The following is a 21,886-nucleotide window of genomic DNA, read 5'->3' as shown; positions in this document are numbered from 1 at the left end:
GAAATGCTGTGTAATATAGTATTTTAATAAAAAACGGCAACTTTAATAGTTGCCGTTTTTTATGCTTGAATGTAAGTCGTGTTAGATACTGGCAGTTTCTACTTCAAGGCTTGGTGTTACTTTGGGTGTTGACTTAGGGTAGCGATATTGCGCTGCACGATGATCATCTGGAAGTCTTGGCCCTTGTGCAAAAAGCTTCTCACGTAAGGTACCAGCGCGATATTCTGTTGGATAAACACCTCTACGTTGTAGTTCGGGTACAACATAGCTCACAATATCTTCGAAACTTTGATGTGCCAAAATATATGCGAGATTAAAGCCATCAATGCCTGTTACTTCAATCCACTCTTGTAATCGATCAGCCACAGTAGCTGCTGAACCAACTATAACAGGCCCATTGCCACCAACACTGGTCCAGTGAGCAATTTCTTCTATGGTCCATACCTTGTTAGGATCTGCTTCTACATAAGACTGCAACATTGATTGAATGGCATTGGTTTGAATATATTCGACTTGGTCTGTGGGCTTAAATTGAGAAAAGTCCACGCCAGACCAACCTGAGGCAAGCGTTAATCCACCATCGTAGCTACCATACTGCTGATACTCACGAAATTTCGCTTGAGCTTTTTCATCAGTTTCATCTACAACAATGGCCAACATGGTATAGATCAGCACAGAATTTGGATCTTTACCTTCTTGCACTAAATTATGACGAATGCCTGAGGCTAATTTTTTAACAGCGACTTGTGTAGGTGCGGAAATAAATACACACTCGGCATTTTGGCTGGCAAATTTTTGCCCACGTGTAGATGCTCCAGCTTGGTATAAAACAGGAGTGCGCTGTGGTGACGGTTCACAAATATGAATACCGGGTACGCTAAAATACTGGCCTTCGTGTTGAATGGGATGAACTTTACGGTGATCTGCAAAAATGCCTTTTTGCTTATCGCGTAGCACAGCATCATCTTCCCAAGAACCTTCCCAAAGTTTATACAAAACCTCTAAATATTCATCTGCGATGTCATAACGGTTGTCATGGCTGACTTGAGTTTTAAGGCCTAAGTTTTTTGAACCACTTTCTAAGTATGAGGTCACAATATTCCAGCCTGCACGCCCTTTGGTAAGATGATCCAAAGTACTCATACGTCGTGCAAAGGGGTAAGGGTGCTCAAACGAAATAGAGGTCGTTACGCCGAAACCTAAATGTTTCGTCACCGCCGCCATCGCTGGTACAATCTGTAAGGGATCATTGACGGGGACTTGTACCGCACCTGTTAAAGCATGTTCGGCAGAGCCATGATAAACATCATAAATCCCTAACACATCTGCAATAAATACACCATCAAATACACCACGTTCTAAAATTTTAGCTAAGTCTGTCCAATATTCCAGATCTTTGTATTCTGTGGATCGGTCGAGTGGATGTCGCCATAAACCAGGAGATTGGTGGGCAATACAATTCATTTCAAAGGCATTAAAGCGAATTTGTTTTGGCATGATCTGATCTATATATTGAGCTTGCTTTTATAATAAGAAAAATGTGCAACTCAGTTGTGAATAAAAAAATGAATGTTTATAAGATAATACGTATAGCAATAAATATGATTTACTAATCAATATGTTGAAAATTCTTAGTTTATTTTTAAGATTTTGAAATATATGAATTTAATTATTATTTGTGGTGATTTTTTATTTTAAATTATGTTAATCATCATAATTCTGTAATAAATATTTACGCAGCTTCGAAATTAAATATATAAGAATTTACTATTTAAAATAAAGTGATTTGGTTTGAAGATTAATATATAAAAAATCAAAATAAAAAATGCTAGCTTGATTATAAATATTCACTTGAGCATTGGAAAAATGACATCAAAAATTGAAATTAAATTAAAAGATGCACAAAATATTCCACGTGATTTTTATCACCACGACGGTTTAGCACATGTGATTCGTAGCGATGAAGAGGCGATTGCCATTGCTGAAAATTTGGCGCATGAATTTGCTAAGGAAGCATCCAAACGTGACCACGAACGCCGCTTACCCCTACAAGAAGTACAGCGTTATTCAGCCTCTGGACTATGGGGAATCAACGTACCACGTGAGTATGGCGGTGCAGGAGTCAGTTATAAGACACTGGCCGAAGTGGTGAAAATCATTTCAAGTGCGGATTCTTCTTTGGGACAAATTGCCCAAAACCACTGGGCCTTTGTAGAGCATATCCGCTTAGATGCAACACCGGAGCAACAAGCTTTTTTCTTTGAGCAAGTATTAGAAGGCAAACGCTTTGGCAATGCATTTTCAGAAAAAGGTTCAAAAACTGTAGCTGATCTCACCACGCGAATCGATTTTGAATCTGATCATGCGGTGATTAATGGGCAAAAATTCTTTGCAACGGGTGCATTATTAGCACATTGGGTACCTGTGGTTGCAGTCAATGATGGCAAACCTTATGCAGCCTTAGTACCACAGCATACGCCAGGTTTAACCATTATTAATGACTGGAGTGGCTTTGGCCAGCGCACCACAGTTAGCGGTTCGGTACTATTGGACAACGTAAAGGTCGATTTAAAATATGTTGTCCCTATTCATCAAGCATTTGAGCGTCCTACTGTTGCGGGTGCAATTTCACAGTTTATTCAATCTGCGGTCGATGCTGGCATTGCACGTGGCGCGGTTCAAGAAACGATTGATTATGTCCGTCAGCATGCACGTCCGTGGATTGATTCGGGTTTAGAGCAGGCTGTACATGATCCTTACACCATAGCCAATATTGGTGAAATAAAAATTAAATTACGCGCTGCAGAGGCTGTTTTAGATTTAGCAGCAGAGGCGATTGATCAAGCTTTGCTTGAGCCAACTGAGGAAACAGTGTCGCTTGCGACTTTACTCACGGCCGAATCTAAAGTGCTGACCACAGAAATTGCGCTCTTGGCGGCCAATAAACTCTTTGAACTGTCAGGTACACGGTCGACTTTATCTGAACTTAACTTAGACCGCCATTGGCGCAATGCCCGTACCCATACGCTACATGATCCTGTGCGTTGGAAACTCAATCTGGTTGGAAATTATTACTTAAATGATATTGCGCTTCCACGTCATGCTTGGAGCTAAAAGGAAACTATTATGAGCATTCAAAATAATCAAAATTTATCACTCGGTGCTGATTACGAGCAGGTTGCGACAAAGTTTCGTCCTATATTTCAGCAGATTGCTTCTGGTGTATTAGAACGCGAAATACAACGGAAATTACCTTTTGATGCCATAGAGTCACTAAAAAATGCAGGATTTGGCGCAGTACGTGTACCCACGGCATTTGGCGGTGATGGATTGTCTCAACAGCAACTGTTTCGCTTATTGATTGAATTAGCTCAAGCAGATTCAAATGTGGTACAGGCATTGCGTGGGCATTTTGCCTTTGTTGAAGACCGACTCAATGCACATAAAGATCATGATCAGAGTGTATGGTTTAAGCGCTTTGTGCAGGGCGATTTGGTCGGAAATGCATGGACTGAAATTGGCCAAGTAGAAATAGGCGACGTTGCTACACGAGTAACGGCGAATCCAGACGGGAAATTAAGCGTAAATGGGCAAAAGTATTATTCGACAGGTACTATTTTTGCGGATTGGATTGATCTTTTTGCTTTAGATGAAACGACCAATCAGCATGTGATTGCTGCGGTTGCAACTCACGATACTGGTATAAAAATTAGTGATGATTGGGATGGTTTTGGGCAAAAAACCACAGGAAGTGGTACTTTAACTATTCAAGATGTGGCAATTGAACGAGATCATATTTTGCCATTTGAACAGCGTTTTAAATACCAAACAGCTTTTTATCAAGTGGTGCATTTAGCTACCTTGGCCGGTATTGCTAAGAGTGCAGTTGAAACGTTTAGCGAAGAAGTTCGTCAGCGTACACGTATTTTTAGTCATGGCAATGCAGAGTTGGTACGTCATGATGCTCAAATATTACAAGTGATTGGTAAGGCTTCAGCCCAGGCCTATGCCAATGAAGCCATCACCTTAGCCACAGCCAAAGCTTTAGATGAGGCATACCTCAGTCATTTTCAGTCGGATGCTACTTTGGAGCAACACGCCAATGATCGCGCTGAATTAGAGTCCTCTCAGGGGCAGGTGGTTATCTCTGAATTGGTGCTTAATTTAAGTACAGAACTATTTAATAGTCTAGGTGCTTCGGCAAGTACCACAGCGAAACAACTGGATCGTTTCTGGCGTAATGCGCGTGTAGTCTCTTCACATAATCCACTTATTTATAAGCAAAAAGTGATTGGGGATTGGGTAGTTAATCAAACTACATTGCCTTATGTTTGGCAAATTGGTAATAGCCCAGTAGCCAAACAGGCTGAAATTGCCGCTTAGACTTGGGCATCTCATCCAGCATAACTAAAAAACTGCTTACGGGCAGTTTTTGGTTTTTTAATATTCATTTTAATTTGTAAAGTATGGCGCAAAATAGTGTAAAGCTTAGAAAGTTTTAAGTATTTTGAAACTTAATAACACCACCTAGAAAGCTTTAGGCGTGTGTTGTGGTTATTTTGGTTTGATATTTCTAATATCTGTGCCTCATGTGCACGCCAATCACCTAATACAATACGTTGTTTATCTGCAACGTGGTGAATGGCTGGACGATGTGTATGACCATGGATTAATACATCAACATTTGCTAAAGCATGTTCAACGGCATGTTGATTCACATCCATCACGTCATAGCTTTTGACTTGATTAGCTTGTTGGCTTTTTTGACGAAAACCATTTGCCAATTTTTGACGAAAGCTTAAAGGTGTTTTTTTGAGTAAACCCAAGACCAGCGGGTTACGAATAACTTTACGAAAACGCTGATAGGACACATCATCTGTGCAGAGTAGGTCACCATGTTCAAGGCGAATATGTAACTGATTAATTTTTAAATTAGAAACTTCTTGGAGCAATATGCCATGAAATTGGTTCAGAAACTTTTGACCTAAGGCGAAGTCACGATTACCCACCACAAAATAGACCTGATTTCCTAATGCGTAAAAATCTTGTAAAGCATGCACGATTTCATCAAGCCATGGTGCACTGTAGTCGTCACCAATCCATGCATTAAACCAGTCACCTAAAATATATAGCTGAGTGTGTTGGGTTTTATAGTGCTCTAATAAATCCAAAAACCCCCGAACGAGTCGAGGGTGTTCAGGTGACAAATGTAAATCAGCGATAAACAGATAGGTCACGGAAGTTTCCTTTTAAAAATCCCTCCCGACCTCCCTTTAAAAAGGGAGGATAATCTCATATTCGAATGAGAATCTAGCTCCCTCCTTTATCAAAGGAGGGCTGGGGAGGATTTAAAAATTACTCAGCAATGATTTTTGCAGATTCAATAACAACGTTTTCTAGTGGAACGTCAGCGTGGTAGCCACGGTTACCTGTACGAACGCCTTTAATTGCGTTTACAACATCTAGGCCTTCAGTTACTTTACCAAATACTGCATAACCCCAACCTTGGGCATTTTTGCCAGAGTGGTTAAGGAAAGAGTTGTTACCAACGTTGATAAAGAATTGCGCAGAAGCAGAATGAGGTGCTTGTGTACGTGCCATTGCGATTGTACCAAGGTCATTGGCTAAGCCGTTGTCAGCTTCGTTTTCAATTGCGTCACGTGTCGCTTTTTCTTTAAAGTTTTCATCCATACCGCCACCTTGGATCATGAATCCGTCGATTACGCGGTGGAAAATCACGCCGTCATAGAAACCGTCACGAACGTATTCTAAGAAGTTAGCTACAGTTTTTGGTGCTTTTTCACTGTTAAGCTCAAGAACAATACGACCTTTATTGGTGTTTAATTCGACTTGAGGAAAACTCATTGTGTAATCTCCTAATCATGGACAACAAAGCCATGGGTTTTTTGGTTGTGAGAAGCATAAGCAAACTGTAAACTACAAGGCAAGTAAAAACGTTATTTTCTTTGTAAAATAGATCAAATATCGTTTAAGGGGCTGTAAAACATTCATTAATCATCTGGCAGATCAGCTAGAATGATGGAGGTTTAACAAACCCTGTTTATCCCTATATTTCTTTCATTAAAAGTGATTTTTTAACTATGAAGCCGAATGATGTTGTTTCAACCCTGCCAAATAACCCGACACCAAGTAATAATGCGTCTGTCGATGCTGCGCAGCAAGAACAACAGCCTGGCTTAGATTTTGTTCGTCAAATTATTACGGATGATTTGGCTGCTGGCCGTTCAAAACAAGTTGTTACGCGCTTCCCACCAGAACCAAATGGTTATCTTCATATTGGTCATGTCAAAGCCATTTGCTTAAACTTTGGTGTTGCAGAAGAATTTGAAGGTTTATGTAATCTTCGTTTTGATGACACTAACCCAGACGCAGAAGAGCAAGAATATGTAGATGGTATTGCCAATGACGTAAAATGGTTAGGTTTTGAATGGAATGGCGAACCACGCTATGCATCGAGCTATTTTGACCAATTATATGCATGGGCTGTACAACTAATTGAACAAGGTGATGCATACGTAGATTTGCAAAGCCCTGAAGAAATTCGCCTTAACCGTGGTAATTTTGTAGAGTTAGGTAAAAACTCACCGCAACGTGATGCGTCGGTTGAAGAAAACTTTGCACGTTTTGAGCAAATGCGTAATGGCGAGCTTGGTGAAGGTAAAGCTGTACTTCGTGCCAAAATTGATATGGCATCTCCAAACGTTCACATGCGTGATCCAATTTTGTACCGTGTACTGCATTCTGAACATCACCAAACAGGTGATAAATGGAAAATGTACCCAATGTACGATTATGCACATCCATTATCAGATGCGATTGAAGGCGTAACACACTCACTGTGTACTTTAGAGTTTGTTGACCACCGTCCATTCTATGATTGGGTTATTGAAAAAGTTCATTCTCCAGCTGTGCCACGTCAGTATGAGTCTAGCCGTTTAAATGTGGACTATACGATTACCTCTAAGCGTAAATTACGTCGTTTAGTCGATGGCGGTTTCGTCAATGGTTGGGACGATCCACGTTTACCAACAGTAGTCGGTATGCGTCGTCGTGGCTTTACGGCAGAAGGCTTACGTGATTTCTGTAAACGTGTTGGTGTAACTAAAGTTGATGGCAGTATTGTCGATGTTGCAATGCTTGAATTCTGTATTCGTCAATCTTTAGAAAATACAGCAAGCCGTGCAATGGCGGTGTTAAATCCATTAAAAGTGACTTTAACCAATTTGCCAGAAGATATGGACTTGGTACATGCACGTCATCCAAATGTAGACATGGGTGAGCGTGTAATTCCATTAACGTCTGAACTTTATATTGACCGTAAAGACTTTGAAGAAGTTGCGCCAAAAGGCTTTAAACGCTTAATTCCGGGTGGTGAGGTTCGTTTACGCCATGCTTATGTGATTAAGTGCGACGAAGTGATTAAAGACGAAAATGGTGAAGTGGTTGAACTGAAATGTTCGATTGACCCTGAAACTTTAGGTAAAAACCCTGAAGGCCGTAAGGTAAAAGGTGTTGTACATTGGGTGTCTGCAACCAAAGGTGTGAAGGCAGAAGTTCGTATTTATGATCGTCTATTCACAGAAGCTGATCCTGAAATCAGTGAAGATTTCTTAGAGAATTTGAATCCAAACTCTTTAACGATTGTGGAAGCTGTAATTGAGCCTTCATTGGCACAAGCACAACCTGAAGATCGTTTCCAATTTGAACGTGAAGGTTATTTCGTTGCGGATCAGTATGATTACAGCAATGAAAAACCTGTGTTTAACCGTATTTTGGACTTAAAAGACAGCTTTAAACCAGGTAAATAATTTTATAGCATCAAATGAAAGAGGGGATCACAGGCATGTTGAGTGAAAACTAGCGCACAACATGCATGAGTTCCGCTTCCGATCTTGATTCAAAAGCTCAACCTCGGTTGGGCTTTTTTTTGGAATCTGAATCTAAGGTAAGCAGATGATTGTTCGAGATAAAGCCAATAGTTTTAAATTGTTATTTGCATGGCATGGCACAATTTTACCTAAAGTTGTACCTGCGCTAAGCATTGTCGTCTTAATATCGGCTGCTTTGGTATATTTGAATGCTCGTCATTATGTAAACATGCCTGAAGTCCCTGCTATTGGATTTACAATTTTTGGTGTGATTCTTTCGATATTTCTCAGCTTTCGAAATACCGCTTGCTATGACCGATGGTGGGAAGGCCGTAAGCTGTGGGGCGCGATGATTGCACAAACACGGCATATTTGCCGTGATAGCCATGTTTTACCAGAGGCTTCACGTCAAATTATGATGCTTCGAGTGATGCAGTTTAGTGCTTTATTACGGGATCGCTTACGTAAGCAAGACATGCAATTAAGCCAAACCCAACAGGCCTTGGGATTGAATGATCAGCAATGGCATAAACTTCAAAATCATTTCAATGCACCTCAATATTTGCTGGAATTGGTGCAACAGGATTTAGCCAAGTTGTATCAGCAAAGCATAATCAGCGATATTATTTATCAAACTGTGAGTCAGCATGTCGTGGCATTGGGCGATATCCATGCAGGATGTGACCGAATTTCATCAACACCGTTGCCATTTTCATATTCAGTGTTGTTGCATCGGGCGGTATATTCGTTTTGCTTTATTCTACCCTTTAGCTTAGCCAGCAGTCTTGGTGTATGGACACCTATTATTGTGGCGCTCATTGCATATTTATTTTTAGGATTAGATGCTTTAAGTGCAGAATTAGAAGAACCTTTTGGTGTACAAGAAAATGATTTGGCTTTAGACGCGATTGTAAGGGGTATAGAGCGTGAAATGCTAAGTTCCTTAGATTTGGAGTTACCACCACCTGTACGCGCGACAGCCAAAGGAAATCTGCTTTAAAGCGTTTTGTGCGCTTAATTGAGTAACCTAACAGCCACTCAATCAAATATGAAAACATTTAAAGTTGAGTGTGTGCATTAAATTGACTCAAAGTTTGATTGATGGGTATGCATAAATCTGGTGATTGTATAGCGACGAGGATGACTCCAGCTTTGTTCAATGCTTTTAAAGTTATAGCTACCAATGGTGAGGCTCTGTTTAGCACGAGTAATAGCCACATACAGTAAACGTTTCTGTTCTTTATAAAGCTGATGCCCCTCATTTTTGTGTAGCTCAGATGTGCTATTTTGTTTTTTGACCACCATATATCCAGGGAAATTTTGATGGGTTAAGTCTGGCAAAATGACATGATCAAACTCAAGTCCTTTGGAGCGATGAATCGTACTGACAATCAGCTGATCATTTGGAGTAATGAGATCAGATTCCTTGGCGGTTTGATAAAATGAAATGGCTTCCTCAAAATATTGATACGGATTATGAATATGCTCAAAATGATAATTTGCATGGTTGAGCAGTTTTACTCGAAGTTGTTCAATACTTGAATCAATATGCAGTTCATACAGCTGGGGGTTAAACTCTTGCATATAGTGGGTATAGAGCTTAAACAGTTGCTGAATTTTAAAATCACCATTACGCCGTATACTGTATTGTGCCAAATTCCACAGCGGGCTAAAGTTTTGGTTAAATGCATTTAAGCACTTTTCGGCCTGTGCAATACAAGCACTCAGTGAGGTCTGATTCTGCTGAATTTTATCCAGCAATGGGCCTAATAATGCACGACCAGCTTTCACATCATCTAGGGCATTGTGGCTGTTTTCGCCTTCTAATTTAAAATGTGCCAATAAATGGCCGAGTTTATAGCTATCCAAATTTGGAAATAGCTGGCGAGTCAGTTGCAGGGTGCAAAATTTGTGTTGGCTAAAAAATAGTTCCGATAGCTCTGGCGCATAGCGCTTTAAATTTTCTGTCAGTATGGCCTGATCAAACTTTAAGTTATGCGCAATTAATGCTCTACCCTGACTAAATTGTATAAAAGCATGCAGTTGTTGCTGGGTATCTAAACCATGTTTAGCTAGCATTGAAGCATCAATCCCATGAATTTTATAACTTTCGCTTAAGTCCTGATTCGATAAGCAATATAAATTAAGTTCTTGATCTTGTGTGACTGCTGCAATTTGAACAATGTCGTCATGGACTAAATCCAGCCCCGTGGTTTCTGTATCAAAGTAAGCAAAACGATTGCTTTGTACATGCTGGGCAAAGCACTGCTGTTGATGTTGGTAGCAGTCACTGATGTTAATAAAATTATTCAGCCAACAACCATGCTCGCGTAATTCATGAACCAGTTGAATAGCGGCAAATTGTGCTTCGGTCTCTTTTAAATGTGATGGTTTATAGTGCTGAATATTACCAAAGCGCCACAACAGACGTGCCCAAGCCAAACGGTTTTCTGGGTCGTTTAAGGCACTCACAAAGGCCATAAAGTCTAGATAAAATTCACGGCTTAATAAATCGTTCTGTGCAACAAAAAAATGCGTTAATTCATGCTGATTGAGCTGATCTGAAAACGCATCTGCTTGTCGGTTAGTCGATAGTAAAATCGCAGTTGATTCATCTGTTTGATTAAGTTTGCGAATATGTTGAATCAGATCACGGGTCTGTTCTGTATCAAATTCACGGTGTAAATGCAGTAAAGCACGTGGATGTGCTTTTTTGTGGGCACGTGCAGTAATTTTATAAGCAGGATCTAGACAGCATGCCGCGTACTGATTAGACAATTGAACAAGATTGTCTGGACTACGGTAATTTTCTTCCAATACATGCACATTTTGCCCTAAGCGTTCTTGGGTCAATTCTACAGAGGCACCTTGAAAGCGATAAATCGATTGATTTACATCGCCTAAAATTAAAATATGGGCATCTTGAGCTGTTAGGTGATCGACTAAAAGCCAATGTAGAGGGGCAAGGTCCTGTACTTCATCTATTTGAATCCAGCCATAGCGTTTGGCATTAGACTGATTTTGCAGTACGAGAGCATCAATTATAAGGTCATCGTAGTCATAAAAATGATAGTGCTTTTTGAGTGCTTGATAGGCTTCATTAAAATATACCGCCAAGACAAATGCATATTTAACACAGTGGTCTGGAATGTTTTGATCAAGGGTACGTAAACGGTTACGAATATAACTTTTCTGTTCAGGTTTTAAAAAATGCCGTGCTTCAGAGATTAAGGGCAAACATAAATTGCGAATCGCCTCCATATTCCATCGAGCGTAGGGGTCTTCATTTTTAAAAATATTGTAATGGCAGTAGTTGAGCGCTTGAGCGTCTAAACCATCGAGTGCATTTGCTTTAAGTTCATAGCGTGATAAACACTGCTGTAGCTGAGCTAAAATCACTTGATGGGGTTGACCAATCAAATCATTTAATTGTTCTAAGGCTTGGCGTATTAAGCGTTTTTGCAGTTCTTCATGAATGAGGTCGCGATGTTGCTTCGCATAATGCTTGGTTAATAATTTGAAGCAAAAGGCGTGTAAATTGCCAATAAACAATTGTGGAAAGCTCTGCGTTAAGCGAGCAGAGACTTTCTCTTGCATATTTAAGCCTGCACGGTTGGTAAAGGTCAGGCATAAAATATCATCGGCTTTTACATCACGTGCCAAAGCTTGCACAATACGTTCGGTGAGGACTTCAGTTTTACCACTACCTGCGGGGGCTAAACAGGCATGATAGCCTTCGCTCAGATGAATAACTTTGAGCTGATCCGCATTAAACTGAAGCATAATAAAATACCTGCGTGCCAAAAATACGATGTTGATAGCACAAGCTTATGATTTTAATTAGAATTAGTCTATAAAACTTAAGAAGAATAAAACTTTTAAATTATCATGTGGCGGGTATTTTGGCTATGTGTATGCCAGAAATAGCAGATGTGTAAAGGCGGTATAGGGCGAAAACGGCTTAGCGATTTTTGTGTTGCTGATTGCTAAAATCGAAATACTGTTTCAGTCTGCGATTGGCTTTATCGCGTAGTTTTTTCTTAATATACAACACCAGTGCAAAGCTGGTCGTAGTGAGGGTTAAGAACATGCTGTTCATAAAACTCATTGCAGAACTGACATAGCCAATTGTCGTGAGACGATTCATCATACGGTAGACTTGAGGGCTACTCTCGATACCAGTAATCGCCCATGTACATAAATGCTCACAGTTATTGGTAATCAGGTGGTAATGGTTTTCATGCATGCGTGAACGCATACGACGCACAACTCGTCTACCTGTAAATTTAGGATGAGTATAGTTTTGTACTTCGATATTTTTGCCACGGCTAAATTCCTCAATTGAAGTCATTTCAATGGGATGTTTTTTAAATAGGTGTGCAAATCCAGAGTAATGAATGACTCTGCCACGTCCTGCATAAATGCCGTGATGACTATAACCAAAATGTTTGACGATTAAATGCGCCCCTAAAGGAAACCGTCTGCTCTGCTGATGCATGTCTTACGTTCGCCAATAAAGTTACAAGTGTATTCTTAAGCCTTAAGTCTACTTCTTTTTTGTGAATTAATCGACTCTTTAGGCTAGACTTTGTATGAGCATTCGACAGGTGGACAGCATGTATAAACCCGCGGTAGGGCATGGCATTTTGCTCGGTTTTATAGTGATGAGTATGACACTACGCGCAGATGCTGATATTGAGCAGTGGCGTGTGTCTGAACCGATTCAGGCCGATGTGGTGAAAGTGAAAAATTTTAAAGGGCTCAGTTTGCATTTGTATCAGAGCAATGGCGAACCTTATAGCACTTTAACGCATTTAGCTAAGCGTATGCAGCAGGCATGTCGACCCTTAAGTTTTGCAATGAATGCGGGGATGTTTCAGCATGATTATTCAGCAGTCGGTTTATATGTTGAAAATAGCCAACAACTTCATGCCTTAAATACAGCCACACAGGGCTTTGGTAACTTCCTGATTCAGCCCAATGGTGTATTGGCCTGGAATGATCACGATGTTCGCTTACAGACCACCGCAGAATATGCAAAAAGTACATTTCAGGCACGTTATGCAACACAGTCAGGCCCAATGTTGGTTACTCAAGGGCAGATCAATAGTAATTTTTTAAAAGATGCCAGCTCCTATAAAATTCGAAATGGTGTGGGACTGAAAAACCAACAGTTATATTTTGTGATTAGTAATGAGCCAGTGACTTTCTATCAGTTTGCAACTTTCTTTAAGGAGGCTTTAAAAATTGAGGATGCACTATATTTAGATGGGTCGTTATCCAGTGCATATATTCCAGCATTAAACAGATTTGATGCATGGCGACGATTGGGGCCGATGCTTGCCTATGGTGAATTTAAGTCATGCCATAAATAGCCTTTAGACACGAACTAAGCACACTGATGCGCATTGGAATATGTGTAAGGGCGAGAAAGCGTGTTTTGATAATCCAACTGAATCTGGCTATTCTTTCATTAAATTAAGAAAAGAACTTTGTCGACTACAGTATTCAGTTGCTTCTTGTTTATTCATGGCGGTGACTTGTTCTACAAATTCTTGTTTACGGGTTTTAATTTGAAGCTCAGACATGTGCATCTGTTTTGATATTTTTTCGATGTTGTTCCAATAATTTTGACATTCTTCGGGTAAGCGTTGGCATCCAGCCACTATAAAACTGAGGCTTCCGAGTAAAATCAATAGACTTGGTTTCATCTCAAATTTCCCTTATTTATTCGAATTTTTCATTATTAAATATCATCATAACAAAATGATGAAAAAAATTATAAACAAAGCAGTCATTTAGTTAAATTAGCCAAAAGCTTTAAGTTAAAAGTAGCTAAATTACAGACATTAAAAAAGGCATTTCATGGGGATGAAATGCCTTTTTTGTACGATCTACAATTTAGTGCAATGGTAGATGTTGTAGCTCATTGAGCTCTTTACGACTATAGCCACGAGAAGCTAGAACTTTCTTTATGCCAAGAATGACATCTTCATCAGTGGCTTTTGCAAGCGCTTCTAGAAGCTGTTCATTAGATTTGCATGAGCAATCATTTTCAACACAAGCAATTTGGTTTTTATGCTCGTTTTTCTGTTCAGTTGAGAACAATTTTTGCCAAAAACTCATAGAGCCTTCATTAACGACCTTTGATAGAACGAAATATAGTCAATCTGTAAAATAATGCAAGTCTACCAAAGTGATAAAAGCATCAGTTAAACCCTAGATTTTCCGATTGATCTCATGAAGATGAACGAAATAAAGAAATGGTTGTGGGCTTGTATATTTTAACTTCTTTATTTTTAAGTAATAAAAAAGAGCTTAATGCTAAGCTCTTTTTGTTATCTATTTATGACATGAAATAATTTGTTTAAATCTTTTCAAGTAAAACACCAGATTCTACATGATGTGTATACGGGAATTGATCGAACATTGCGAACTTGGTCACTTTGTGGGTTTTTGACAAGGTTTTTAAATTGTCATGTAGGGTATCAGGGTTGCATGAAATATAAATAATACGTTCGAAGCGTTGAATCAGTTTTAATGTTTCATCGTCAATACCTGCACGTGGTGGATCTACAAATACGGTATCGAAGTCATACGTTGAAATATCAATATTAGCTTCTTGTAAGCGACGGAATTCACGTTCGCCATTATAGGCTTGCGTAAAGTCTTCAGCAGATAGGCGAGCAACTTGAATATTATCTACACCATTTTGCTCGATATTCCATTGTGCGGCATATACAGATGATTTTGCTAATTCTGTGGCTAATACACGGTTAAAGTGCGAAGCCAATGGTAGGGTAAAGTTACCGTTACCACAGTAAAGCTCGAGTAAGTCTTTATCGGATTGCTGAGCAACATTACATGCCCATTCCAGCATTTTTTGACACACTTTTGCATTTGGTTGGGTAAAGCTATTTTCAATTTGTTTGTATTTATATTGGCGATCGAATACTTGTAATTCTTCTACCACAAATTCATTTTCCAAAACAAACTTTTGACCACGGCAACGGCCAATTAGTTGAATATTGAGTTCTTTGGCCAAAGCTTTAGCTGCAACTTCCCATTCTGGTTCTAGCTTACGATGGTAGAGTAAAGACACCAGCATTTCACCACTGAGCGTTGCGAGGAAATCGACTTGGAATAAACGTGCAGACAGCATTGGGTCTGCTTCCAATGCTTTAAGTAGCTTCGGCATTAAGTCATTAATGCTTTGATCTGCAATTGGGAACTCTTTAATCTCTACAACTTTTTTCTTGTCATCTTCAGTACGTTCAAACATTGCATAGAACATACCGCCTTCTTTACGATGCCAAATACGGAATTCTGCACGCATGCGAAAGTTTTGCTCAGGTGAGTCAAATACTTCTAATGAAGGGGGATTAAATTCGGCAAATTGCGCTGAAATACGCTCAACTTTTGCATCAAGTTGTTGCTGATAAGAAGAAGTCATATACAGAAAAAATCACATGTATGTTCAAAACAGGGATGGTAACAAAGTTTGAACTTGAAGGGTCAAATTATTCTAAAAATGTTGCAAGAAACTCTAGGCATGAAGTGTTGTAATAAAAAACCGAAGCCGTACGAATACAACTTCGGTGATCCTTGCTCTGAGGAAGCCTGGATAGGGTTAGCTCATGGTCATGAGGCTAGCATTACCACCCGCTGCAGCGGTGTTAATGCTAATTGCACGTTCAATGACAAATCGCTCGAGAGGGATGTCATATTGACCTGGCTCTAATCGGGTAATACCAATGATGGCACCATCACGGTTGGCAATATGCTGTTGTAAGCTGAGTAGTTCAGACTTCGTTCCGTGGAAGAGTACGGCATCAAATTGTCCATTTTTTAGATCTGCAACGACTGCAATACGATCAGCCACGGGCTTTGGCATACGTGATAGATATTTCAATACAAAAGTATTTTCTGGCAGTACAGTAGGTTGGCAACCGACTTTAAAGAGTGCAAGTAACTGTTGAATTTGATCTTGCTCTTGGGCTGCTATGCTGAGTACACGATGGCGAGGCAGTAAAACATATTGGTTACTTTCACCCGTTGGGCCTTGTAACTCATAACTTTGACCCACACCAAAGGCTGCTGGAATGTGCAGTTTAAATTGTGGGAAGGTTTTTTCTGCCCATTGTTTAAACGCTTCATACAGGTCTTGGTGGTTTGGCAAGCTTTGGGCTGGCCCAACTGCGTATGGCGTTGCCAATTGTTTATGACTGCAATGTTGCATCAAGCGGTACATATATATCGGACCGCCTGCTTTAGGACCTGTTCCTGAAAGACCTTCGCCACCAAAAGGCTGTACACCAACAACTGCGCCTACGATATTACGATTAATGTAGAGGTTACCAACTTCTGCATGGCGAATGACGGTTTGAATGGTTTCATCAATCCGTGTGTGTAAGCCCATGGTGAGACCATAACCTTTGTCATTAATCTGCTGAAGTAATTGATCAAGTTCGCCGTATTTGTAAGTAATGACATGCAAAACAGGGCCAAACACTTCGCGTTTTAAGTCATTCAGGTTTGGAAGCTCAATGAGGGTAGGCAGTACAAAAGTCCCTTGCTGTAAATCTTCGCTATCATGATTGCGCATGATTTGATGTACTTTATGGCCTTTCGAGCGCATTTGCGTAATATGCTGATCAATCATCTCTTTCGCTTCACGATCTATTACTGGCCCAATATCTGTACTTAATAAATAAGGTCGGCCTACTTGAAGCTGTTTCATGGCACCTTTAAGCATAGTTATAACTGTTTCAGCATTGTCTTCTTGTACACACAGCACGCGAAGCGCAGAGCAACGTTGACCCGCACTGTCATAAGCAGAATTTACAATGTCTAACACGACTTGTTCAGTGAGTGCAGATGAATCGACGATCATGGCATTTTGGCCACCCGTTTCTGCAATCAAAGGTACGGATTGACCAGAAAGGCTTAAACGCTGTGCAACGGTTTTTTGCAAGATGCGCGCGACTTCAGTTGAACCTGTAAACATAATGCCGTTAATACGTGCATCGGCACTTAATTTCGCACCTACAGTTTCACCACGGCCGGGTAACAGTTGTAATACCGCTTTAGGGACGCCAGCATCCCATAAAATTTGCACGGCTTGTGCTGCAATTAGTGGGGTTTGTTCAGCAGGTTTTGCAATAACCGTATTACCAGTGACTAATGCTGCTGCAATTTGACCACTGAAAATCGCCAGTGGAAAGTTCCAAGGGCTAATACAGAGCACTGTGCCCAGTGGCTCTATGTGCGTAGAAGCTTCAAGATGAATCATCTGAGCAGCATAATAACGTAGGAAATCTACAGCTTCGCGGACTTCTGCAATGGCATTCGCGTAGGTTTTACCGCTTTCGCGACACAGTAAAACCATTAAGGGTTGTAACTGAGCTTCCATGCTGTCAGCTGCACGTTGTAAGCATGCTGCGCGTTCATTTTTAGCCAAGTTTTTCCAAGCATCTTGAGCTTCGGTGGCAGCACTTAGTGCAAGATCAATTTGTTCTAGGCTGGTTTCAGTCACATGGCCCACTAAATTTAGATGATTTGCAGGGTTTAACACTGAAAGTACAACCGTCTCAGCATCTGAGTTTAAGTCTGCGCCCATTGGTGATGCTTGCCATTCAAATTGACTGAGTTCTTGAGCGGTCAAATCGAGTGCCAATAAGTCACGGTCATTGGCCAAGTCCAAGCCTGCTGAGTTATGACGATCTGCACCATAAAGGTCGACTGGATAGGGAATAGCAGGGTGCTTTAAGCCAACTTGACCTTCAATTTGGGCTGCTTGTTCAATTGTTTGGCGTGGGTTTTCAATCAAATCCTCAATTTTTAAAGTTTTGTCTGCAATACGATTAACGAAAGAAGTATTTGCGCCATTTTCTAATAAGCGACGGACTAGATATGCGAGTAAGGTTTCATGGTTACCAACAGGCGCATAAATACGACAAGGTACACCCAAATTATTGTTGTTTTTGTCGCCTACAACTTGCTTATACAGCGGTTCACCCATGCCGTGTAAGCATTGGAACTCATACTGACCGACGTAATATTTTGAAGGGTCTGCCAAATGGTAAATGGTTGCTAAAGTCTGCGCATTGTGTGTGGCAAATTGTGGATAAACTTGATCAGGCGCAGCCAATAGTTTGCGTGCACAGGCAATATAAGACAAATCGGTATGAACTTTACGGGTAAATACAGGGTATTCATCCATACCTTCAATTTGTGCTTTTTTAATTTCGCTGTCCCAGTACGCTCCTTTAACCAAACGAATCATTAAGCGCTTGTGGCTACGTTTTGCCAAATCAATGACATAGTCAACCACATAGAAACAACGCTTTTGGTAGGCTTGAATCACGAAGCCAATGCCTTTCCAATTGCTGAGCTTAGGTTCAAAGCATAAGCGTTCGAGCATTTGTAATGAAATTTCTAAACGCTCTGTTTCTTCAGCATCAATATTTAAGCCAATGTCATACTGTTTGGCCAATACCGCTAAATTTAAAACTTTTTGATATAGTTCATCTTGCACACGGTCAATTTGCGAACGCTGGTAGCGTGGGTGCAATGCGGAAAGCTTAATTGAAATACCAGGGCCGTCATACACATTTTTATCTGAAGATGCTTTACCAATCGCATGAATTGCATTGGTATAGTCATCATAATAGCGTTCGGCATCGTGATCTGTGAGTGCTGCTTCACCTAACATATCGTAAGAGTAGCGAAAGCCTTTGTCTTCAAATGTCTCTGCATTTTTTAAGGCTTCATTAATTGTTTCACCAGTTACGAATTGCTCGCCCATCATGCGCATAGCAACGTCCACAGCTTTACGGATAACACCACGGCCACTACGTGCGAGTAGGCTTGTCAGTAAGCCCGACAAACTATTGGCTTTTGGTGTTTCCATCAGCTTGCCGGTGAGCATCAAGCCCCACGCGGCAGCATTCACAAACATTAAATTACTTTGCCCAAGATGATCTTTCCAGTTGCCTTGGTTAATTTTATCTTTAATGAGTAAATCACGTGTTGCTTTGTCTGGAATACGCAAAAGTGCTTCAGCAAGGCACATGAGCGCAATACCTTCTTGTGAAGAAAGTGAAAACTCTTGCAATAAACCTTGAACAATACCCGCTTTGCCTGAGTCGCCTTTTTGCTCACGTAAACTGTGTGCTAAATCAAAAGCCAGTTGATAAATACGATCTGAAAGTTCTTGATCAATTTGGCTATGTGCCAATAAATTTTCAACGCATTCGCTTTCTGAACGACGCCAAGCGCGGTTAATTTCAAGCTCAAATTCCGATTTTTGAGCAAATTGGGTAATATAACCCGTTGGGTTGTTATCAGTAGATTTATCTGTATTGATAGGAGAAGTTGCTTCTAACATTTTAGTCAACATCCTGTGACATAGAAAATTAAATTGAGTATTGAACTGGATTTAATTTATGATCACAGAAAATATGCTGCACAACTCACTATATTTGGTGTCATTTTTAGGGAAAAATTCAGATGACAAACCCAATTATGCTATTAGACCGCACAGATATCAGGATATTGGATATTCTGCAAAAAGATGGTCGAATTTCAAATATTAAGCTGGCTGAAGCAGTGAATCTTTCACCTACGGCGGCTTTGGCGCGTGTACAAAAGCTCACCAAAGATGGTTATATCTTAGGTTATGAAGCAAAGCTCAATTCAGATATGCTCAACAAGAGCTTTGTGGTTTTTGTAGAAATTTTATTAGATAAGACTACACCCAATGTGCTAGAAGAATTCTCCGATGCTGTGATTGATTATCCAGAAATTGTTGAATGTCACATGATCAGTGGTGGATTCGATTTTGTGGTAAAAATTCGCTGTGCCAATATGGAAGAATTTAGAAAAATATCAGGGCAGGTGCTTTGGCAACTTCCGGGGATTAAAGAAACCAGAAGCTATCCTGTGATGGAAGTAATTAAAGAAACCAGCCAAATTAGTATAAAACAACCTGTTAAAAAATCTTAACTTCATAATTTACAGTGAACAAAAAAGGGGCCGAGGCCCCTAAATTTTGTATGAATATTTACTTTCCAGCTTTCATCTCTTGCATTTCTTTTTCATACAAATCGTTGGCTTGATCGAAACGAGCAGTAACGTCTTTCGATGGCGCCTTACTGAGTAAACTAAACACGATGATACTGATAGCTGAGAAAATAAATCCTGGAATAATTTCATAAATACCAGTCGCGGCCATGGTGTTTTTCCACACAATCACTGTTACAGCGCCAACAACCATACCCGCAATTGCACCGTTTAATGTCATACGTCGCCAGAACAAAGACAAAATAATGAGTGGACCAAAAGCCGCACCAAAACCTGCCCAAGCATAAGCCACTAAGCCCAAAACTTTACTGTGAGGGTTGAGCGCAAGCACAATTGCAAGGATTGCGATGGCAATCACCATCAAACGCCCAACCCAAACCAATTCATTTTGAGAAGCATTTTTACGGATGAAAGCTTTATAAATATCTTCTGTTAGCGTGCTTGAACACACTAAAAGTTGGCAACTTAAGGTACTCATCACAGCAGCTAAGATTGCTGCCAAAATTACACCTGCAACCCAAGGATTAAACAAGATTTTGGTTAATTCCATGAAAATAGTTTCAGGGTTTGCAGTCACCGAAGCAGACAGTGCTGGATTAGCATGGAAGTACGCAATACCGATATAACCTACCGCTACCGCACCTCCAAGACAAAGAATCATCCACGTCATACCAATACGACGTGCAACAGGAATGGATTTTACTGAGTCTGCTGCCATAAAGCGGACTAAAATGTGGGGTTGACCAAAGTAGCCTAAGCCCCATGCCATAGAAGATAAAATAGCAACAGTGCTCAAATCTGAGATCAAATTATTTGCATGTGGACGTACAGATTCTACAATTGCACCGACATGCGCTGCATTATCGCCAATTGCAATGTAAGTCATAATTGGTGCAAGCAGTAATGCAAAAATCATTAAGCCTGCTTGGAAGGTATCGGTCCAACTGATGGCAAGAAAGCCACCAATACAGACGTAGCTGATGGTTGCCACAGCACCAATCCAAAGGGCAGTGGTGTAGTTCCAGCCAAATAAACTTTCAAATAAACGTGCGCCAGCGACCATGCCCGAAGCACAGTAAATCGCGAAAAAGATTAAAATAACTACTGCTGAAATAATACGTAGTATTTTTTTGGAGTCGCCAAAACGGCTGGTAAAATAGTCGGGTAAGGTGAGTGCATTATGCTGAACTTCGGTGTGTACACGGAGTCGACCTGCAACCAAGAGCCAGTTTAGCCAAGCACCAATAATCAGACCGATCGCAATCCATGCCTCGGACAAGCCAGATAAGTAAATTGCACCAGGTAAACCCATGAGTAGCCAGCCACTCATATCTGAGGCACCAGCAGAAAGTGCGGTAACGACACTACCTAGGCTTCGTCCGCCCAAAATGTAATCGTCAAAGTTGGTTGTAGCCTTGTAGGCGTACAATCCAATGCCAATCATTGCCACAATATAAAATATAAACGTGATTAGCGTAGGATTTAGTTGGCTCATAGCTATGCCATCCTTTGTCTGTTCAATTAACCATCTTTCCTAAGATGAATTTTTGCTCGATTTCACCGAGGTGCTGATTCAAGCACAGTTTAAAATTTACGCTCTGTTACATTTCGGTGAGAATTATTATCGCTTTGTGAAACTCATTGTAATTTTGGTTACATAGTGACAAAAGGTGAAGAATTTACATTTTTGGGTGAGTAGCGTTATTTCTGATGTAAATCTACACATCTTTGTGAGTCTTATTTTTATCAAAATTCTATCTAACTGAAAATCATTATAAAAATATTTATATAGATGAGATGAGCTTACGCAACTTTACGATTATTACTTAGACTCAACAGTTGTAATCTTATGTTTCATAATGAAGTAAAACATCTGTGGAGCGTAAAAGCAGTCCTTATAGTATTGGTGTTGC

At 40.3% G+C, this 21,886-nt stretch carries 15 protein-coding genes and 1 pseudogene; 6 read left to right on the top strand and 10 right to left on the bottom strand.

All coding sequences use genetic code 11. The features are described from left to right. Positions 1-81: 81 nt before the first annotated feature. A complete protein-coding gene (locus D9K81_RS03945; RefSeq protein ID WP_120373336.1) occupies positions 82-1,497 on the bottom strand; it encodes an LLM class flavin-dependent oxidoreductase in 1,416 nt (471 codons plus the stop codon). 444 nt (positions 1,498-1,941) lie between these two features. Here D9K81_RS03945 and D9K81_RS03940 point away from each other — a divergent pair. After that, positions 1,942-3,114, top strand: a pseudogene (locus D9K81_RS03940) (SfnB family sulfur acquisition oxidoreductase); the annotation flags it as partial. Between the two features lie 12 nt (positions 3,115-3,126). Continuing rightward, on the top strand, positions 3,127-4,383 hold the full coding sequence (locus tag D9K81_RS03935; RefSeq protein WP_120373334.1) for an acyl-CoA dehydrogenase family protein: 1,257 nt from the start codon (positions 3,127-3,129) through the stop codon (positions 4,381-4,383). A gap of 131 nt (positions 4,384-4,514) precedes the next feature. On the opposite strand, the gene D9K81_RS03930 is transcribed toward D9K81_RS03935, so the two are convergent. Next, on the bottom strand, positions 4,515-5,237 hold the full coding sequence (locus D9K81_RS03930; protein ID WP_120373333.1) for a UDP-2,3-diacylglucosamine diphosphatase: 723 nt from the start codon (positions 5,235-5,237) through the stop codon (positions 4,515-4,517). A 118-nt stretch (positions 5,238-5,355) separates the two neighbouring features. After that, positions 5,356-5,865: a peptidylprolyl isomerase gene (locus D9K81_RS03925; protein ID WP_120373332.1), complete on the bottom strand. Its 510-nt coding sequence runs from the start codon at positions 5,863-5,865 to the stop codon at positions 5,356-5,358. A gap of 236 nt (positions 5,866-6,101) precedes the next feature. Between D9K81_RS03925 and D9K81_RS03920 the strand changes: the two genes are divergently transcribed. Next, positions 6,102-7,829: a glutamine--tRNA ligase/YqeY domain fusion protein gene (locus D9K81_RS03920; protein ID WP_121523117.1), complete on the top strand. Its 1,728-nt coding sequence runs from the start codon at positions 6,102-6,104 to the stop codon at positions 7,827-7,829. Positions 7,830-7,974: 145 nt separating this feature from the next. Then, the gene (locus D9K81_RS03915) at positions 7,975-8,889 is read left to right on the top strand and encodes a bestrophin family protein (RefSeq protein WP_120373330.1); all 915 of its coding nucleotides are present in this window, start codon (positions 7,975-7,977) and stop codon (positions 8,887-8,889) included. Between the two features lie 77 nt (positions 8,890-8,966). Here the strand turns inward: D9K81_RS03915 and D9K81_RS03910 are convergent, their stop codons facing one another. Beyond that, complete coding sequence (locus D9K81_RS03910; protein WP_120373329.1) at positions 8,967-11,672, bottom strand: 3'-5' exonuclease; 2,706 nt, start codon at positions 11,670-11,672, stop codon at positions 8,967-8,969. Between the two features lie 178 nt (positions 11,673-11,850). Beyond that, positions 11,851-12,387: a lecithin retinol acyltransferase family protein gene (locus D9K81_RS03905; protein WP_120373328.1), complete on the bottom strand. Its 537-nt coding sequence runs from the start codon at positions 12,385-12,387 to the stop codon at positions 11,851-11,853. Between the two features lie 94 nt (positions 12,388-12,481). Between D9K81_RS03905 and D9K81_RS03900 the strand changes: the two genes are divergently transcribed. Continuing rightward, on the top strand, positions 12,482-13,264 hold the full coding sequence (locus tag D9K81_RS03900; protein WP_227602056.1) for a phosphodiester glycosidase family protein: 783 nt from the start codon (positions 12,482-12,484) through the stop codon (positions 13,262-13,264). Positions 13,265-13,351: 87 nt separating this feature from the next. Here D9K81_RS03900 and D9K81_RS03895 read toward each other — a convergent pair whose 3' ends face one another. The 4 genes from D9K81_RS03895 to putA all read right to left on the bottom strand — a co-directional run bounded on the left by D9K81_RS03895 (position 13,352) and on the right by putA (position 19,278). Then, complete coding sequence (locus D9K81_RS03895; protein ID WP_120373326.1) at positions 13,352-13,600, bottom strand: hypothetical protein; 249 nt, start codon at positions 13,598-13,600, stop codon at positions 13,352-13,354. Between the two features lie 190 nt (positions 13,601-13,790). Continuing rightward, entirely contained in the window at positions 13,791-14,015 is a 225-nt protein-coding gene (locus D9K81_RS03890) for a hypothetical protein (protein ID WP_120373325.1), read from the bottom strand. Positions 14,016-14,256: 241 nt separating this feature from the next. Beyond that, positions 14,257-15,342: a tRNA (uridine(54)-C5)-methyltransferase TrmA gene (gene trmA / locus D9K81_RS03885; protein WP_120373324.1), complete on the bottom strand. Its 1,086-nt coding sequence runs from the start codon at positions 15,340-15,342 to the stop codon at positions 14,257-14,259. 177 nt (positions 15,343-15,519) lie between these two features. After that, positions 15,520-19,278, bottom strand: coding sequence for a trifunctional transcriptional regulator/proline dehydrogenase/L-glutamate gamma-semialdehyde dehydrogenase (putA, locus tag D9K81_RS03880; RefSeq protein WP_121523115.1), 3,759 nt, complete (start codon positions 19,276-19,278; stop codon positions 15,520-15,522). 122 nt (positions 19,279-19,400) lie between these two features. Here putA and D9K81_RS03875 point away from each other — a divergent pair, with 122 nt between their 5' ends. Then, entirely contained in the window at positions 19,401-19,895 is a 495-nt protein-coding gene (locus tag D9K81_RS03875; protein WP_120373322.1) for an Lrp/AsnC ligand binding domain-containing protein, read from the top strand. 58 nt (positions 19,896-19,953) lie between these two features. Here the strand turns inward: D9K81_RS03875 and putP are convergent, their stop codons facing one another. Further along, on the bottom strand, positions 19,954-21,468 hold the full coding sequence (putP, locus tag D9K81_RS03870; RefSeq protein ID WP_120373321.1) for a sodium/proline symporter PutP: 1,515 nt from the start codon (positions 21,466-21,468) through the stop codon (positions 19,954-19,956). Positions 21,469-21,886: the final 418 nt, after the last annotated feature.

This window comes from Acinetobacter chengduensis, assembly GCF_003664645.1.
GTDB lineage: Bacteria > Pseudomonadota > Gammaproteobacteria > Pseudomonadales > Moraxellaceae > Acinetobacter > Acinetobacter chengduensis.
This window is presented reverse-complemented; position numbering and strand designations above follow the sequence as displayed.

Coding starts and splice junctions, on each gene's coding strand:
- D9K81_RS03945 (WP_120373336.1), bottom strand. CDS start 1,497: ATGCCAAAACAAATTCGCTTTAATGCCTTTGAAATGAATTGTATTGCC.
- D9K81_RS03935 (WP_120373334.1), top strand. CDS start 3,127: ATGAGCATTCAAAATAATCAAAATTTATCACTCGGTGCTGATTACGAG.
- D9K81_RS03925 (WP_120373332.1), bottom strand. CDS start 5,865: ATGAGTTTTCCTCAAGTCGAATTAAACACCAATAAAGGTCGTATTGTT.
- D9K81_RS03920 (WP_121523117.1), top strand. CDS start 6,102: ATGAAGCCGAATGATGTTGTTTCAACCCTGCCAAATAACCCGACACCA.
- D9K81_RS03915 (WP_120373330.1), top strand. CDS start 7,975: ATGATTGTTCGAGATAAAGCCAATAGTTTTAAATTGTTATTTGCATGG.
- D9K81_RS03910 (WP_120373329.1), bottom strand. CDS start 11,672: ATGCTTCAGTTTAATGCGGATCAGCTCAAAGTTATTCATCTGAGCGAA.
- D9K81_RS03905 (WP_120373328.1), bottom strand. CDS start 12,387: ATGCATCAGCAGAGCAGACGGTTTCCTTTAGGGGCGCATTTAATCGTC.
- D9K81_RS03900 (WP_227602056.1), top strand. CDS start 12,482: ATGAGCATTCGACAGGTGGACAGCATGTATAAACCCGCGGTAGGGCAT.
- D9K81_RS03895 (WP_120373326.1), bottom strand. CDS start 13,600: ATGAAACCAAGTCTATTGATTTTACTCGGAAGCCTCAGTTTTATAGTG.
- D9K81_RS03890 (WP_120373325.1), bottom strand. CDS start 14,015: ATGAGTTTTTGGCAAAAATTGTTCTCAACTGAACAGAAAAACGAGCAT.
- trmA (WP_120373324.1), bottom strand. CDS start 15,342: ATGACTTCTTCTTATCAGCAACAACTTGATGCAAAAGTTGAGCGTATT.
- putA (WP_121523115.1), bottom strand. CDS start 19,278: ATGTTAGAAGCAACTTCTCCTATCAATACAGATAAATCTACTGATAAC.
- D9K81_RS03875 (WP_120373322.1), top strand. CDS start 19,401: ATGACAAACCCAATTATGCTATTAGACCGCACAGATATCAGGATATTG.
- putP (WP_120373321.1), bottom strand. CDS start 21,468: ATGAGCCAACTAAATCCTACGCTAATCACGTTTATATTTTATATTGTG.